Below are 16,087 nucleotides of genomic sequence, written 5' to 3' on the forward strand. Positions count from 1 at the left end.
CCTTGTGCTGTTGTAGCTGCTTTTCGGACTGTCCACAATCTCAGGGGAAGGCCACGACATTATAACCTTGTTTTACAAAAAGAATCGCCCCCCCCACAATCCCCCTATTCGGGGGGTCATTTTCCCCATTTCCAGCGATTGGCGGCCATCGAGTATTTTGCTGTAATAACCTAACTAGCTAGTGGAAGGGTGACAACTTCATGAGCGCCCTCGCCCTGAATTTTAAACCGCTTGGATTAGCAGTCATAAAAGGTACCGCGATGCATCACTTACTGCCTCTGATAGCAGCATGGGGTGGCTTTATATCGGACCTTTTTATAAAAACCTTTTTGTGATGAGGAAGAGACCATGAATCAAGGAAAAGAACCGATACAAGCATGGATCACAGTTTTTGCCGGTACGGCTATTAACCTGTGTCTTGGTATTTTATATGCCTGGAGTATTTGGAAAAAATCCCTCGTGAATATGGACCTGGCCGGCCAGACCATGTCCGGCATCAATGCAGGCTGGACCTATCTGACAAATTCCCAGGCAGCCACGCCGTTTTCCCTCTGCATCGTCATGTTCATGTTGTGCATGATTCCCGGAGGTAAAATCCAAGACAAACTGGGCCCCAAAGCCGGTGCCACCATCGGCGGTCTGTGCATGGCGGCGGGTTGTATTATCGCCGGCCTGATGAAGAGTTACACCGGCCTGATCATCGGTTTCGGATTCATGGGCGGTCTCGGTATGGGGATCGGTTATGCTTCCCCCACACCTGCGGCTTTGAAATGGTTCGGCCCGCATAAGCGCGGCTTCGTGGCCGGCTTGGTGGTCATGGGATACGGTGGCGCGGCCATCTATATTGCGCCGCTGGCCCGATACCTGATCAACAATTACGGTATATCCGGCAGCTTTTTCGCCTTGGGTGTATTCTTTGCCTTGGTGGTGATCATCGCAGGACAGCTACTGAAAACACCGCCGGTCGGTTATACACCGCCAGCATCGCCCGCCACTCAGGCCACCAATGCCACTGCCACGAAAGAAAACTGGGCACCATCCCAAATTGTCAAAACCTGGCAGTTTTACGTACTAGTCATCATGTTTATCCTGGCCACCCAATCCGGTCTGCTCATCATCGGAAATGCTGCCGGTCTGCTCAGTAAAGTAGGTAAAGAGATTCCCTTCTTTGTCACCAATGCATGGATTCTGGCGGCCTACGGCGGTATCGTCAATGCTGCCGGGCGTCCGTGCACTGGGATCTATTCAGACAAATGGGGCCGCATGCGTGCATATGCCCTCAACTGCGGGCTATCAGCCCTGTGCATCTTTTCCCTGCCGATGATCATCGCTTCTAAGAGCATCGTTCTGCTCTTTCTGGCCGTCGGTATCGGGTTCTGGCAGTACGGTGGTTTGCTCTCCCTGATGCCCTCTTTTGTTGCTGACTTTTTCGGTCCCAAGAACCTTGGCATCAACTACGGCTTGGTTTTTATCGGCTGGGGCTTGGGGGCTTTCATGCCCAAACTGGGCGGCATCATCCAGGATCAAACTGGAAGCCTTGACCTGGCGTTTTACATCTCCGGCGTTCTTTTGATCGTATCCGTGGTGCTTGCACTGATGCTCAAACGGCCCTGTGACGCGCATGTAACGGTGACCCAGATAGCGCCCGCTGAATCCTCATAACGATATCCAGAATCGGAATGTCACGCGTGCAACAACCGTATTCCAAGTCAACCCGGCATTAAGCCTCCTAGCTGTAAACTTATTTCAGGACGGGACACCCGGACGACAAGGGCCGCCCAGCCTCTGGCTGGCGGCCCTTTTGTTTTAAGAACGGTTTTGTCGAAATCGGAAAAACTTCATCTCCAATGTGATACCCGGATAGTGACTGGCCTTTTAAACAGCCTCCTACCCCACCGCTACCCACATCCCGCGCGAACATTTATCCTTTCCTTATTGTCGAAACTTCCGGGCGTAGAATTCAGCCGCCGGGGGCTTGGCTTTGTCCCCCAGCGTCGGGACAATCCCAGCTTTCCCGCCCATGTACGGGCCGCGCAGGAGGCTCTGGATCTGGTTCGCGAGGCAATCGGGGCCAGCCATTATGATCTGCTGGTCATGGATGAGATCTGCGGCGCCATTGCTGCCGGCCTGGTAGATGAACAGGAGGTGGTAGCCCTGCTGGAACAGGCCCCGGAAGCTATGCGCATCGTACTGACCGGAAGAGATGTCCCTTTCGGGCTAATAACCCTGGCCGACACAGTGACGGAAATGCGTTGCATCAAGCACTGCCTGTAACAGGGCCGTATGGCCCAGAAAGGGGTTGAATTCTGAGGTGGGGGTCAGGTGTGGGATGCGTTCTGGCCGATGGCACCTGTAACGTCGCCGGCAACTCGGTTGCGTCCCTCTTTCTTGGCCCGATACAGTGCTTGCCCGGCGCTGGCGACGAATTCTTCCATTGCCATTGTGCTGTCCGGCCTCGTACTGGTCACCCCGATGCTGACGGTGACCGTACCCGAAGCGCCTTCGCCGATGTGGGGGATGGCCAGACTCTGCACCTGCCGACGGACCTGTTCAGCCAGTTCGATGGCCTCGGCCTGATCCGTATCACGCAGGATAATGGCGAACTGCTCGCCGCTGAAACGGGCGATGTGGTGGGCATCCCAGGCCTGGGCGGAATCGACCAGGGTCTGGGCGATGTTTTTCAGGATCTGGTCACCGGCCTGGTAGCCGTAGGTGTGGTTGAATTGTTCGAAAAGGTCGATATCCACCAGGAGGAGGGCCAAACAGGATTCGCTCTTGCCGGCGTGGCGCCAGACCGCGGTCAGTGAAGCGTCGAAGCTGCGGCGGTTGGCGATATTCGTTAGCGGATCGAGCAAGGCCTGGCGACGCAGATAATGCTGGGCACGTCGGCGATGCTGCACCTCAAGTTCCAGTTTGATGTTGGCCTGCTCCAGCTTATCGGTGCGGTCCGCCACGCGTCCCTCCAGATCGCTCCGCACGATGCGCAACTGCTCCAGGGCATCGGCCAGTTTGCGAGTGCGGCGATTGAACCAATAGGCGAAGGCGCCGAATTCATCCGGGCGATTGAAATCGAGGCACAGCATTTCTTCGGCGTTGATATCCACGGCCGATTTCAGCTGCTGAGTGATTCTCGCCAGCGGTTGCATGAGAATGCGGTTAAAGGTCAGAAAGGCACCGATGACCGCCCCCGAAACCCCTAGGATCAGGGTCAGCAGCAGAGCACGATAGATGGCCGTGGCAGCCGAGATGGCGTGGCTGATTGGGGTTACAGTGACAATCTTCCAGTAGGTGCTCGGCACATGAAAGATGGCGATGGAGCACGGTTCGCTCAGCAGTAGATCGCCTTTGGTGGTAAAATGCTTCAGCAGAATGTCTTCGTCTTGGCCGTCGGGCCAAGGGTCCTGCAGCACGGCGGCGATCTGTTCCGCCTCAATGGCAGATACCTGATCGCTGTCCTGCGCCATGCGTTCGGCTATGGTTCGGTCATATTGTTCTGATTGTCTAGCCCTGTCCAGTAGAGATGTGGAGGCCTCCTGCAGAGCCGCAGCAATAGGCTGAAAAACCGGATTACTTTCGGCCAGCTCCGCGGCCTGAATGTATTCGATGTGCTGGTGGCCTAACTTGTCCCGGTAGCGGTTCTGGGTGAGTGGTACCTCCGGAAAGGAGAGAAAGGTGCCGTTGCGGTCCACCGCAAAGGCATAACCACCCATTTTGGTGGCTTCGCCTTCAAAGAAGGCCTCCATCCCTTCCAGCTTGAGGTCGACAGTCACCACTCCGACAAAGCGATCCTTGCGGTAAATGGGCACGGTACAGGTGACCATCGGTACGTAGGTGTGCGGGTCCATGTAGGATCTGGACCAGAAGACCTTGTTTGGCGGCAGGAAACGGCCGGGTACGTACCATTCCTCGTGATGGTAGCCGACCCCGCGCGGATCGTTATAATCCGCAATAAACTCGAGGGTACCGGAAGCATTGCGGCCCCAGAAGAAGCTGCGCCGTTCCAGGCGCTGAGCGAAGGCGTAGGGTTCGTACCATACCCCGCCACCTATGATATAGGAAGATGGTCCCAGTTGCTCCATGAGGCGGGGGATGAACCGCATGTGATCCTCGACCTTCAGGGGAAGATCGGCTGACGTGGTGGCCATGGCCCGCGCCAGGGTTTCGGCGACCGCGATCCGTTCGCCGAGTTGCGCCACCATGGTGTTGCCGATCTGGTTGACCAGGCCAAAGGACTGTTCCTCCATGCGCGGCCGGCCGATCCGCTCCATGATGAGGGTCAGACTGATGACCAGAACGGCCAGCAGAAAGACAAACACCAGAGGAGTGCGAAACAGGAGGCTGTGATACCAACGCACAGAAAAAGATTTTATGTCGCTCATTCCGGACCTCGAAAGCCTGTTGGGAGGCGGCAATGCCTCCCTTTTCCCTGGCGAGGATAGCATAAGCGTTTATCCTGCGACCACTTTTTTCCGGCCGTATACGATTCTGGCTGTGCGGAGCAAAAACAGCGGATGGCGAAGGACAAGTTTCCATATTAAGCAAAGTATAACTGGACAGCCAATCGGCAGCTCCTATACCATTACAGAACCTCAGCAGCGGCGGAGGGTGCCGATTTTCCGCTCATTTCCGCCATTTTTCCACCTTGTAAACTGTCCTGCTTTACAAACATGGAATTACAGTCCATGCGTTTTCAGACCCGCCAGCCGAATCCACCGGCAAAGAGCGGTTAAACAATGACCGGAACGTCATGATCAATCTACTTGAACTCATCGACCAGTCCACCCTGGACAAGATCATGACTGCCTATACCAAGGCCACCGGCCTGGGCGGCGGCATCTACGATCCAAAGGGCAACATCCTTGCCGGGCCCTACAATTTTTCCGACTTTTGTCTTAACTTCTGTCGCGGCAGTTCCAAAGGACGAAAAAAGTGTATGGCCAGTGCCCGGTTCGGTGCCCACGAAGCCATGCGTCCGGATGCCAATGCCATTTACGCCTGCCTCAACGCCGGGCTGGTGGAGTGCGCCGCGCCCATTATCGTCGAAGGTCAGTTGATCGCGGTCATCATTTGTGGCCAGGTACGGACTGAAGACTACGAAATCGACCGGGATCTGGCCGTACACCACGCCATGGACATCGGTATCCGGGATATTTCCGGATACCTGGAGGCATTGTACCGCATTCCCAGGATCGGCTACGGGCAACTAAAGGACTATGCCACCTTACTGAAGATCATCGCTCATACCACCGGCACTCTGGCAACCAACAACAGGCGCCTGAAAAACCTTTCGCGCAAACGGTTATTCCAACTCTACAACAGCGTTTCCGACTACATCATAGCGACTGACGTCGACGGCAACATCGAGATGCAGAACAAGGCCCTGCTTACCGCCTTGGGACAGCCCGACGCTGATCTTACCGGGAAGTCTCTACCCTCGCTGTTTCTCGATGACTCCAGCATCGTACAGGAGTTGGACAAGCTACGTCGCGACCGGGAAGTTCACGACCGGCTGAGCGTAGGCCTGCTGCTGTCGGACAAGAAGTTGGCCCAGGTCGATGCCTCGCTTTCCCGCATAGAAAATGAGCAGGGCGAACTGCAGGGCTATGTGGCGGTTATGCGCGATATGTCCGAAGAGAAAAACATGGAAAAAATGAAAAACGACCTCTTCGGCATGCTCACCCACGACATGATCAATCCCATTCTGGCGGTGAAATCGGCCATCAAGCTGCTGCTCGACGGCCAGGTGGGCGACCTGACCTCGGACCAGCAGGATATCCTGCAAATGGCGGCCAGCACCAACCATGACCTGCTGGGTATGGTCTCGGACTTTCTGGATGTCTATCGACAAAGTTACGGCATGCTGACGCTGCGCCGCTCCCGGTTCGATATTCACCTGGCGCTGCAGGAAGTCATCAACCAGTCCTACTATTTCTGTCAGGACCGAAAACTCAACATCGTCTATCGATCGGATGTACAGGAGGAACAGATATTTTTTGGTGACCGCCTCCGCCTGATGCGTGTGTTCGCCAACCTGCTGGACAACGCTATCAAGTTCAGCCCTGAAGAAGGATCGATCATCATTGAAACCAAACAGTTGATGGCGACCGACGAAAGAGCCGTTGTTTTCCCTCCACTGCAGGAGGGGGTTTCTTACATCGAAATGTCCTTTCACAATTGCGGTGACCGTCCGCCTCGGGAGGAACTAGACCTGCTGTTCGACAGGTTTTTTACCAGCAGCCACAAAAAACCCGGCGAAAAAAAGGGGCTGGGACTGGGCCTGCATTTTTGTAAACTAGTGGTCGAGAACCACGGGGGACACATCTTGGCGGAAACAACAGAGGATGGGCTTCGCATCAGTCTGGCACTGCCCGTGACGGACGAAAATAGCCAGCGCGGACACTAAACCACCGTGATAAGAGAGGGGGATTCATGCAGCACGACAAACCGTTTAAAGTCTTTCTAGCCGACGATCATCCCCTGTTGCGCACTGGGTTGCGCATGAGTCTCAGCCAGCATGCCGACATCGACTTTATCGGCGAAGCCAACGACGGCTTCAAAGCCGTGGAAAAGATCAAAACAAACCCACCGGATGTCGCCCTGATCGATGTCGACATGCCGGGCCTTTCAGGGATGGCCGCCATCCGCCTCCTGCGCAAGCAATACCCCGACATGAAACTGCTCATCTTCTCCTCCTACAGTGACCGGCATTACATCGAAGAAGCCATGCAGGCTGGCGCCAACGGCTATATCCTCAAGAGCATAGACATCAGCGAACTGGTCGAGGTCATCCGCGCTTTTGCCCGCAATGAGCAACCCATGTCGCCCTACCTCATGGACCTGGCCATCGAATGGGAGAATACTTCCGCTAGTGAAAACGCGGATAAATTGGTCACCAAACGGGAAAAACAGATTCTCGAATGCCTTGCCCGCGGGCAAGGCAACAAAGAAATCAGCGATTCCCTCTACATCAGCACCGAAACAGTCAAAACGCACATCAAGAACATCTTCAAAAAGCTGGAGGCAAAAAGCCGCCTGGAAGCGGTCATCGCCGCCAAGGAAAAACACATCATAGACTGAGTCGTGGACAAGACGCTCCATGCCTGGAGCGGAACATAATTCGTGGCCACATGCTTTCGGCCGGCTGTTGCGCAATGGAGAAATACCTCCGATGAGGGATTGTTTTCGGTTGAAGCCTCTGTTAGAAATATAAACAGGTTGAGAGATCGAAAACTGAAAGCTTCGCAACAATTTTATTGTTACGCTCTCAGGTTCCAACTCTTTACTTCACAATTTGATCCAGGACAGGTGTTTAACCAACCTAACAGGGAAGACGGTGTAAATCCGTCGCGGTCCCGCCGCTGTAACCGGTGACGATAGCCACACGATGCCACTTTTTTTTCATAAAAGGGAAGGCGTGGCTGGTAGGATGATCCGGAAGCCAGAAGACCTGCCTGTCCTATGTACGTGCTGTCGCGGCCTTCGAGGATAAAGGTCAGGCAATCCCTACACGTGTACATATCGATAGCTGGCGGATAAAAAACGATATCCCCGGAGCTTTTGGCTCCGGGGATTTTTCTTTTCAGGGGAGGTATCCATGCACCTGCCGATTCATCTATCCATCCGGGGGCGGCTTTGTCTGCTGGTCGGCAACGGTCTCCTCGTTCAATCACTTACTCCCCGGCTGAGCAACCAGGGTGCGCAACTGCGATGCGTAGACTTACGGCAGCAACCCTACCGACAGAAAGATCTTGAAAACGTCTTTTTAGTCATTGCCGATGCCGACGATCCTGCCATCAATAGCCAGGTCACCAGGGAGGCCCGCGATGCCGGCATTCTCGTGATGCGCGGCGACCTGCCCACTGATGGAGACTTCACCCTTCCCGGCTTGCAATCCGCCGCCACGGCATTTTCGGAACCCGCTACCCTCTCCCCGGCCAAATCCCCTCAGGGAGATTCCCCCCCGGGAAAAGTATCCTTGATCGGGGCCGGACCGGGTGATCCGGGCCTGCTCACCGTCAAGGGAGCGGCCTGCTTGCAAGCTGCCGATGTGGTGTTGTTCGACGCCATTGCTAATCCTTTACTGGTGACGCGATACGCCCCGAACGCCGAAAAGATCGATGTCGGCAAACGCAAGGGCAACTACAAATACAGTCAGGAAGACATTACCAGGCTGATGCTCGACCTGGCCCGCCAGGGCCGCAAGGTCGCCCGCCTCAAAGGAGGCGATCCGACAATTTTCGGCCGTGGCGGTGAAGAGGCCCGTGCCTTGTTCGCCGCCGGCATTCCCTTCGAAATCGTACCCGGCGTCAGTTGCGTGGCCGCAGCCCCGGCCTACGCCGGAATCCCCATCACTGACCGCGAATACGGTTCATCCTTCGGGGTTTACACCATCCACAAAAAAAACGGCGCCGGCCTGAGCGGTGAACAGTGGCAGCGCATGGCCGGAGGGCCCGATACCCTGATCCTGCTTATGGGCAAGAGCATGCTCGCCACGGTGGCCGAAAAACTGGTATGCCAGGGTCGGCCGGCCACCACCCCGGTGGCCCTTATCACCGATGGTACCACCTGCCGACAAAAATGTTTTATCGGCACCTTGGCCAGTATCGTTGAAAAAGTGGAACAGGAGGCGGACGGCAACGAAGGGCCCGGCATAATCGTGATCGGCGAAGTGGTCTCGGCCGTTCCTAAAATGCAGTGGTTCCATCCCAATTTACAGGAAGAATTGGCCGGTGCCACGGAACAGGAAAGCGCTTTTGCCCTACTGAGCAGGCTGATGGAAGGGATCGCGGCATGAGCGGCGCACAGGTCTTTCTAATCCGTCACGGCGATACGGGCGACGCGCTGAAGGGCCGATTCGTCGGCCGGAACGATGTCCCCCTGGGTCCCATCGGCCGGCGACAGGCTGCCGCCCTGGCAGGCCGTCCGGACTTAAAGAGCTGTCGGGAAGCCTTCTGCAGCCCCATGCTGCGGGTACGACAAACCCTCGCACATTCGGAGCTCGACCTGGCCTGTCAACAGGACGCAAATCTGCGGGAGATCGACTTTGGACGTTGGGAGGGGCTTTCCTTTGCGGAAATATCCCGAGATTATCCCGCCGAAGTCGACAGCTGGGCAGGTCTGGAGAGCGATTTTCGTTTCCCCGGAGGGGAAGCCTACGCCGATTTCTTGCACCGCATCCAAAAAGCAGCTGAGCGTATCGCCCGGACTGCCGCGTCGCAGACTTCGCCGGTTGCAATTTTCACCCACGGCGGCGTCATACGCGCCCTGATCTGCCATTGGCTCGGCCTGCCGGCCAAACATTACCTGTTGTTCGAAATTGAACCGGCTTCCGTTTCGGCGGTGCGCCTGTTCGGCGACCAAGGGGTACTTACAGGCCTTAATGATCTGAGCCATCTCAGGGAGGATCGGTCATGAGTCGCCTGATCCTGATCACCGGCGGTGCCCGCAGCGGCAAGAGCGCCTTTGCCCAACAATTGGCCGAAAGTTTACCCGGTCCCCACACCTATGTAGCGACCTCTCCGGTGACCGACCCCGAGATGGCCGAACGGGTCCGCAAGCACCGACTGGCGCGCGAAAATCACGATTGGCAAACGCTAGAAGAGCCGCTCGACCTGGCCGGCACCCTGGCTCGAACAGAGGATTGTCCGACCGTACTGGTCGACTGCCTGACCCTCTGGATTAACAACCTCATGTATCGGGCCACAAACAACCGTCAGCCCCTTACCGAAGAGGACGTTGAAGAGCATTGCCGGGCCGTTATCGGCGCCGCGCATCAGCATCCGGGCACCGTCATCTTCGTCACCGGCGAAGTCGGCCTGGGTATTGTCCCGGAAAATCGCGAAGCCCGTTTATTCCGTGATCTTCTCGGGCGCTGCAATCAGAGTCTGGCCGCCGCTGCCCGACAGGTCACCCTGGTGGCCTGCGGCCTGCCGTTGCATCTTAAACAGGAGAACACACCATGAGCTTGCTCAACGACACCATCGCCGGTATTCGTTACCAGGATCAGGACACCCGCCGCAGGGCCAAGGACCGCCTCGATCGCCTTACCATGCCCCATTGGGCCCTCGGCCGGCTGCTCGACCTGGCCCTGGACCTGGCAGGCATGACCGGCTCCCTGCAGCCGGTGGTGGAGCGTCGGCTGATTATCACCATGGCCGGGGACCACGGCGTGGCGGACGAAGGAGTAAGCGCCTTCCCTCGGGAAGTTACCGGACAGATGGTGGCCAACATTGCCGCCGGCGGCGCCGGCATCAACGCTCTGGCGCGAGTCGCAGGGGCGCGGGTACAGGTGGTGGACATGGGCGCGGCCTGTGATCTCTCGTCCCTTGCCGAAAGCGGCCGCATCCTCTCCCGACGCATCGCCCCCGGCACGGCGAATATGGCTGTCGGAGCAGCCATGAGCCGAGAGCAGGCAGTGCGCAGTATCGAGGCTGGCATCGAACTCGCTCAAACCTTTGCCGCCGATACCGACCTCTTCGGCACCGGAGAAATGGGGATCGCCAACACAACGCCGAGCAGCGCCATCGTCGCAGTATTGACCGGCGCCACCGTGGAGCAAGCCACCGGTTGCGGCACCGGCATCGATGTTGAGCGCCGCAAACACAAGGTCGCCGTCATCGAACGAGCGCTACAGGTCAACCGCCCCGACCCCGACGACGGTCTCGACATACTGGCCAAGGTCGGCGGTTTTGAGATCGGCGGATTAGCCGGAATGATCCTCGGCGCAGCAGCACAGAAAAAAGCGATCATCATCGACGGCTTCATCAGCACCGCCGCCGCTCTGATAGCGCAATCCCTGGCCCCGGCCTCGACGGATTACATGATCGCCGCCCACCACAGCATCGAGCAGGGACATTGTCTGGCTCTGGAGCGACTCGGCAAAAAACCGCTTTTGGACCTCGACTTCCGTCTCGGCGAAGGAACCGGGGCAGCCCTGGCCATGAATCTGGTGGAAGGCGCCCAGCGTATCCTCACCGAAATGGCGACCTTCGAAGAAGCCGCCGTCAGCCAGGGAAACGTCAACCAATGAAGAGCCTGTTCGCCGCCCTCAGCTTTCTCACCGTCGTACCGCTGCCGGCCCCTTGGCACGGGACCGAACGCGAGCTGAGCCGAAGTCCGGTCTGGTTCCCCCTCGTCGGGGCCTTGATCGGTGGAGCAGTCGCTCTGTTCGATTTCGGTCTGGGACTTTTTCTGCCGACAACCGTGGTCAGCACTTTTAGCGTCCTGGCGATGCTGGTGGCATCCGGGGGGTTGCACATGGACGGACTGGCCGACACGGCCGACGGCTTTTTCAGCTCTCGCAGCCGCGATCGCATGCTGGAAATCATGCGCGACAGCCGCAGCGGTCCCATGGGTGTTATGGCCATCTGCTCCCTTTTGCTACTGAAAATCGTAACCCTGGCCGCGGTGCCGGAGCCCCTGCGCATCTCCACACTGATCCTTATGCCTTTAGCTGGGCGCACCGCTTTGACGGTAAGCCTCACAACGCTCCCCTATGCACGGACCACCGGCGGCCTGGCCGGGGTCTTCCGCACCGACGGCATTCAGGCACTGCTGGCGGCGGCTGTCCTGTTGGCCTCGGGCTGGCTTCTGCAGAGCTATACGGGATTAGTGGCGGCAATGGCATGTCTGGCGGTTATCCAGTTGATGGCCGGATACAGCAAAAAAAAGATCGGCGGCTTTACCGGCGACACCCTGGGCGCAACCTGCGAACTGACAGAACTGGTCCCGGCCCTGATCGCGGTGGCAATGGGGTGATGCGCTTCATTTCTCACTTTTAAGCGCCAGGCCTCCTGTAATGAATGCTGAGAATCTCGGGCAAGCGAAACAACCGAAAAAGGATAAACAAACCATGACTGAATCCGGTACATGGCGTCACGGAGGGCATCTACAACAACTGGCCATGGCGGCCGGGGTGAGCCCCGGGGAATTGCTCGATTTTTCGGCCAACATCAATCCTCTAGGTCCCCCCGAATGGCTGCGTTCTTGTATCAGTGGCAGCATCAGCTCCCTTGTGCACTACCCGGATCCCGAGGGTCGAGCTCTGGTCGATGCCGCCTGCCAACGCTACGGCGTTACTGCCGATGAAGTCCTTCTCGGCAACGGCTCCACCGAACTTTTTTATCTGCTCCCCTCCGCCCTCGGAGTGCACCATGCATTGATTCCGATACCGAGCTACGTCGATTATGCCACCACGGCCAAGATCGCCGGACTGACGGTGCATCCCCTGACCCTTGCCGACGACGACGGTTTTGCTCTCGATTTCGACCGCTTGGAGTCCGCCCTGATGACCATTGACGCTGGGCCGGTGATGATATTTATGGGGCAACCCAACAACCCCACCGGCACCAGTTTCGACGCCGGGCGGTTGCGGCATCTGGCCCGCCGCTTCCCGGCGGCCACTTTTGTCGTTGACGAGGCCTTCGGTGATTTTGTAGAGGGTTTCGACAGTCTCACCGTCAATCGTCCCGCCAATGTGGTCGTCATGCTGTCCCTGACTAAAATTTTTGCCATCCCCGGCCTACGGCTCGGTCTCGCCGTTGCCTCCCCTTCCACGGTGCAGAAGGTCAAGGCCCTGCAACCGCCCTGGTCGGTCAACACCATTGCCCAGAAGGTCGGCGAGGCGGCCCTGCGCGACACCGAATATATTCAAGCATCCCGCAGTGCCGTAGCCTCCATGCGCAAAGCCCTGCGTCTGCAGCTCGACCGGATTCCCAACCTGACCGTCTATCCGGGCGAGGCAAATTTCCTGCTGATCCGCTGCGATCACCGATCGATGAATGCCCGTGTCCTGGCCACCCGCCTGCTTAAACGGGGGTTGGCCATCCGTGTCTGCGACAATTTCCAAGGGCTCGATGAGCGCTTTTTTCGGGTAGCGGTTCGCACAGAACAGGAAAATGAGCAACTGGTGGAAGCGCTGCGCCAGGAGCTTTTCATGGCGCCACTGATCGTGACCCGGCGTCATACCCCGGCCCTCATGTTCCAGGGCACCAGTTCCAACGCCGGTAAAAGCGTGCTGGCTGCGGCCCTGTGCCGCATCATGCTGCAAGACGGCTACCGGGTGGCCCCCTTCAAAGCCCAGAACATGTCTCTTAATTCCTTCGTTACCCGCGACGGCGGCGAGATGGGGCGCGCCCAGGTAGTGCAGGCCCAGGCCGCCCGCATCGATCCGGACGTGCGTATGAATCCGATCCTGCTCAAACCGAGCAGCGATACGGGCAGTCAGGTGGTTTTGTGCGGCAAACCGGTCGGCAACATGCGAGTCATGGATTATTTCCGTTACAAAGCCGAGGCCTTCGAGCGGGTCAAGGAGTGCTACGATTCCCTGGCGGGGGAATACGACGCCTTGGTACTGGAAGGCGCCGGTAGCCCCGCCGAAGTCAATCTCAAGGCCCACGACATCGTCAACATGAAAATGGCCCTGTATGCCAATGCGCCGGTGCTGATGGTCGGCGACATTGACCGCGGCGGTGTTTTCGCCTCCTTCGTCGGTTCCATGGAGGTCCTGTCCGAGCGCGAACGCGACCAGGTAGCTGGATTTGTCGTCAACCGCTTTCGCGGCCAGGCCGATCTACTCAAGGGTGCCCTCGACTACACCCTGCAGCACACGGGGAGCCCCGTCCTCGGTGTCGTCCCCTACCTGAAAGATCTGGGACTTCCCGAGGAAGATTCCGTCGGATTCAAGAACGGACTGTTCGATGATGCACGGTCCGCTGAGAATGCCGTCGATATCGCGGTACTCGACCTGCCGCATATTTCCAATTTCACCGACGTCGAACCGCTGCGCATCGAACCCGATGTGCGCCTGCGAACGGTGCGCCGCATTCAGGATCTGGGGCGGCCGGATGCCATCATCCTGCCGGGGAGCAAGAACGTCATCGGCGATCTGACCTTTTTGCGCGCCGTCGGCCTCGACCGTGCTCTGGAAAAGTTGGCCATCGAAGGCGGTTGTGAAATCGTCGGTATCTGCGGCGGCTATCAAATACTCGGTCGCTCCATCAGCGATCCCCACGGCATCGAATCGCCGGGTACCGACCTTGTGGGACTCGACCTGCTGCCTATCGAGACGATCCTCGAACCGGACAAAACCCTCACGCGCACCGAAGCCCGGCACCGTATTTCGGGCCTGAAGGTCCATGGCTATGAAATCCATCACGGCCAGAGCCTTACCGGGGAGATAGCGCCGGCTTTGATCGGTACCGACGGTCAAGGGATGGGCGCCTGCCTCGGTGACGGCTTGGTGTGGGGCAGTTACCTGCATGGCCTGTTCGATGCCGACGACTACCGCCGCTGGTTTATCGACCGCTTGCGAGAGCGCAAGGGGCTGCAGCCCCTCGACACGGTACAGACCTGTTACGATCTGGAACCGGCCTTCGAACGACTGGCCGATGCGGTACGGCAGAGTCTGGACATCCCGGCCATCTATCGCCTTATGGGACTGAAATGACCCTCGAACTGCAGATACTGGCCGCCATCGGCCTCGACATGCTGTGGGGAGACCCCCGGCGAATGCCACACCCGGTGAAGGGCATAGGACGCCTGGCCATGGCCCTGGAAGGCCCGATGCGAAAGTGGTTCGCCGATCCACGCCTGGCCGGTCTCGTCACAGTCATTATCGTCATCTCCGCGACGGCGGCTGCGACGGCCTTGTTGCTGATCGCGGCCTCTCGCCTGCACCCGTGGGCCGGAGACGCCCTGAGCATCCTGCTGTTGTCGACCTGCCTGGCAGGCCGCGATCTGGCCGCCCATGCAAGGCAGGTCTTTAAGGCCCTCCAGCAGAACAACCTGGAACTGGCCCGCGAACGCGTCGCCTGGATGGTCGGCCGCGATACAGCATCCATGAACCGGGCCGATATCGTGCGGGCCGGGGTAGAAAGCGTAGCCGAAAACACGGTGGACGGCGTCACCGCGCCCCTCTTCTGGGCGGTGCTCCTCGGTCCCGTCGGTGCCCTGGTCTACAAGGCCGCCAGCACCCTCGATTCGACCTTTGGCTATAAAAACGAGCGTTACCTGCACTTTGGCTGGGCCTCGGCGCGACTGGACGACGTCCTCAACTACCTGCCGGCGCGCCTGACCCTGCCACTGACTGTGGTAGCCGCCGCCCTGCTCGGCCTACACCCCGCAAACAGCTGGAGCATCGCCCTGCGGGATCGGCGCAAACATGCCAGTCCCAACTCCGGCTGGAGCGAAGCGGCAACCGCCGGGGCTCTCGGGATCCAACTGGGCGGGCCGGTCTACCGGCAGGGGAAGCTCAGCGACATGCCCCTCTTCGGCGATGGCGGAGAGCCCCTGGCGCCAACGCATATCGAACAGGCGGTGCGGCTAATGCTGCTCACTTCGCTGCTGGCGGCAGTGGCGTTTTTGGGGATGCGGGTTGGATGGGGCTGGTTGATATGGGGATAAGCAAAACCAGTCTCACGCTCGTTCGCTTCGCTCACTAAAGCCGCAAAGAAAGACAATTCAAAAAAGGTTTTCTTTGCGACTTTGCGGCTTGAGCGACTGAAAAGGAGCGGGCGTGAGATGATTTTTATTGTTTTTAAAAAAGGACAAACCAAATGAACGACAAACCACGCATCCTTATCTTCACCGGCGACGGCAAAGGCAAAACCACCGCCGCCATGGGCATGGTACTCAGAGCCAGCAGTCACGGCATGCGGATCAAGGTTGTGCAGTTTCTCAAGTCCGATAAAGGCAGCGGCGAGATAGCGGCCCTACAGAACCTGCCCGGAGTGGACTTCGTGCAGCGCGGACTAGGTTTCGTACCGAAACGCCGCAATGACCCGAAATTGGGCGAGCACCGCCGGATCGCCGGAGAAGGATTGGACTTGGCCCGGGAAGCGATCCTATCGGACAACTACGACCTGGTTGTGATGGACGAAATCTGCGGCGCCATTGCCGCCGGGCTGCTGGAAGAAGCCGATGTCAGCGAGCTGCTGACCCGGGCCCCGGCGGGGCTGAGCCTGGCTCTGACCGGCCGTCATGCCACCGCCAATCTTATTGAACTGGCCGACACCGTCACCGAAATGCACTGCGTCAAGCATGGCCTGCGGCAGGGCAGAACAGCCCAGAAAGGCGTGGAGTTCTGAGT

13 protein-coding genes and 1 riboswitch are annotated in these 16,087 nt (G+C 58.2%); of the genes, 12 read left to right on the top strand and 1 reads right to left on the bottom strand.

Going from position 1 to position 16,087, the window contains the following annotated elements:
* Positions 1–348 precede the first annotated feature (348 nt).
* Both A7E78_RS06170 and A7E78_RS06175 read left to right on the top strand, forming a co-directional pair.
* Entirely contained in the window at positions 349–1,662 is a 1,314-nt protein-coding gene (locus tag A7E78_RS06170; RefSeq protein WP_072283415.1) for an L-lactate MFS transporter, read from the top strand.
* 273 nt (positions 1,663–1,935) lie between these two features.
* Positions 1,936–2,274 (top strand): cob(I)yrinic acid a,c-diamide adenosyltransferase, encoded by a 339-nt coding sequence (locus A7E78_RS06175; protein ID WP_072283416.1) that lies wholly within the window; start codon positions 1,936–1,938, stop codon positions 2,272–2,274.
* 44 nt (positions 2,275–2,318) lie between these two features.
* On the opposite strand, the gene A7E78_RS06180 is transcribed toward A7E78_RS06175, so the two are convergent.
* Positions 2,319–4,379 carry a sensor domain-containing diguanylate cyclase gene (locus tag A7E78_RS06180; protein WP_072283417.1) on the bottom strand — a complete coding sequence of 687 codons (2,061 nt, stop codon included), beginning with the start codon at positions 4,377–4,379 and terminating at the stop codon, positions 2,319–2,321.
* Between the two features lie 368 nt (positions 4,380–4,747).
* Between A7E78_RS06180 and A7E78_RS06185 the strand changes: the two genes are divergently transcribed.
* From A7E78_RS06185 to A7E78_RS06230, 10 genes are all read left to right on the top strand, one after another.
* Positions 4,748–6,403 (top strand): PocR ligand-binding domain-containing protein, encoded by a 1,656-nt coding sequence (locus tag A7E78_RS06185; RefSeq protein ID WP_072283418.1) that lies wholly within the window; start codon positions 4,748–4,750, stop codon positions 6,401–6,403.
* A gap of 26 nt (positions 6,404–6,429) precedes the next feature.
* A complete protein-coding gene (locus A7E78_RS06190; RefSeq protein ID WP_072283419.1) occupies positions 6,430–7,077 on the top strand; it encodes a response regulator transcription factor in 648 nt (215 codons plus the stop codon).
* Positions 7,078–7,286: 209 nt separating this feature from the next.
* Positions 7,287–7,469: riboswitch (cobalamin riboswitch) on the top strand.
* Between the two features lie 125 nt (positions 7,470–7,594).
* On the top strand, positions 7,595–8,794 hold the full coding sequence (gene cobA, locus A7E78_RS06195) for a uroporphyrinogen-III C-methyltransferase (protein ID WP_072283420.1): 1,200 nt from the start codon (positions 7,595–7,597) through the stop codon (positions 8,792–8,794).
* On the top strand, positions 8,791–9,414 hold the full coding sequence (locus A7E78_RS06200) for a histidine phosphatase family protein (protein WP_072283421.1): 624 nt from the start codon (positions 8,791–8,793) through the stop codon (positions 9,412–9,414). The genes cobA and A7E78_RS06200 overlap by 4 nt, the downstream gene beginning before the upstream one ends.
* Positions 9,411–9,962, top strand: coding sequence for a bifunctional adenosylcobinamide kinase/adenosylcobinamide-phosphate guanylyltransferase (gene cobU / locus A7E78_RS06205; protein ID WP_072283422.1), 552 nt, complete (start codon positions 9,411–9,413; stop codon positions 9,960–9,962). Before A7E78_RS06200 ends, cobU begins: the two co-directional genes overlap by 4 nt.
* Positions 9,959–11,029 carry a nicotinate-nucleotide--dimethylbenzimidazole phosphoribosyltransferase gene (cobT, locus tag A7E78_RS06210; protein ID WP_072283423.1) on the top strand — a complete coding sequence of 357 codons (1,071 nt, stop codon included), beginning with the start codon at positions 9,959–9,961 and terminating at the stop codon, positions 11,027–11,029. Before cobU ends, cobT begins: the two co-directional genes overlap by 4 nt.
* Complete coding sequence (gene cobS / locus A7E78_RS06215; protein WP_072283424.1) at positions 11,026–11,757, top strand: adenosylcobinamide-GDP ribazoletransferase; 732 nt, start codon at positions 11,026–11,028, stop codon at positions 11,755–11,757. The genes cobT and cobS overlap by 4 nt, the downstream gene beginning before the upstream one ends.
* Positions 11,758–11,851: 94 nt before the next feature.
* Entirely contained in the window at positions 11,852–14,446 is a 2,595-nt protein-coding gene (locus tag A7E78_RS06220; RefSeq protein ID WP_072283425.1) for a cobyric acid synthase, read from the top strand.
* Positions 14,443–15,402, top strand: coding sequence for an adenosylcobinamide-phosphate synthase CbiB (cbiB, locus tag A7E78_RS06225; RefSeq protein ID WP_072283426.1), 960 nt, complete (start codon positions 14,443–14,445; stop codon positions 15,400–15,402). Before A7E78_RS06220 ends, cbiB begins: the two co-directional genes overlap by 4 nt.
* Positions 15,403–15,554: 152 nt before the next feature.
* Entirely contained in the window at positions 15,555–16,085 is a 531-nt protein-coding gene (locus tag A7E78_RS06230; RefSeq protein ID WP_072283427.1) for a cob(I)yrinic acid a,c-diamide adenosyltransferase, read from the top strand.
* Positions 16,086–16,087: the final 2 nt, after the last annotated feature.

The sequence above is a fragment of the Syntrophotalea acetylenivorans genome (genome assembly GCF_001887775.1).
In the GTDB taxonomy this organism is placed as follows: domain Bacteria; phylum Desulfobacterota; class Desulfuromonadia; order Desulfuromonadales; family Syntrophotaleaceae; genus Syntrophotalea_A; species Syntrophotalea_A acetylenivorans.

What these genes read in the sequence shown, in the direction of transcription:
- A7E78_RS06170 (WP_072283415.1), top strand. Translation starts at nt 349, where the DNA reads ATGAATCAAGGAAAAGAACCGATACAAGCATGGATCACAGTTTTTGCC.
- A7E78_RS06180 (WP_072283417.1), bottom strand. Translation starts at nt 4,379, where the DNA reads ATGAGCGACATAAAATCTTTTTCTGTGCGTTGGTATCACAGCCTCCTG.
- A7E78_RS06185 (WP_072283418.1), top strand. Translation starts at nt 4,748, where the DNA reads ATGATCAATCTACTTGAACTCATCGACCAGTCCACCCTGGACAAGATC.
- A7E78_RS06190 (WP_072283419.1), top strand. Translation starts at nt 6,430, where the DNA reads ATGCAGCACGACAAACCGTTTAAAGTCTTTCTAGCCGACGATCATCCC.
- cobA (WP_072283420.1), top strand. Translation starts at nt 7,595, where the DNA reads ATGCACCTGCCGATTCATCTATCCATCCGGGGGCGGCTTTGTCTGCTG.
- A7E78_RS06200 (WP_072283421.1), top strand. Translation starts at nt 8,791, where the DNA reads ATGAGCGGCGCACAGGTCTTTCTAATCCGTCACGGCGATACGGGCGAC.
- cobU (WP_072283422.1), top strand. Translation starts at nt 9,411, where the DNA reads ATGAGTCGCCTGATCCTGATCACCGGCGGTGCCCGCAGCGGCAAGAGC.
- cobT (WP_072283423.1), top strand. Translation starts at nt 9,959, where the DNA reads ATGAGCTTGCTCAACGACACCATCGCCGGTATTCGTTACCAGGATCAG.
- cobS (WP_072283424.1), top strand. Translation starts at nt 11,026, where the DNA reads ATGAAGAGCCTGTTCGCCGCCCTCAGCTTTCTCACCGTCGTACCGCTG.
- A7E78_RS06220 (WP_072283425.1), top strand. Translation starts at nt 11,852, where the DNA reads ATGACTGAATCCGGTACATGGCGTCACGGAGGGCATCTACAACAACTG.
- cbiB (WP_072283426.1), top strand. Translation starts at nt 14,443, where the DNA reads ATGACCCTCGAACTGCAGATACTGGCCGCCATCGGCCTCGACATGCTG.
- A7E78_RS06230 (WP_072283427.1), top strand. Translation starts at nt 15,555, where the DNA reads ATGAACGACAAACCACGCATCCTTATCTTCACCGGCGACGGCAAAGGC.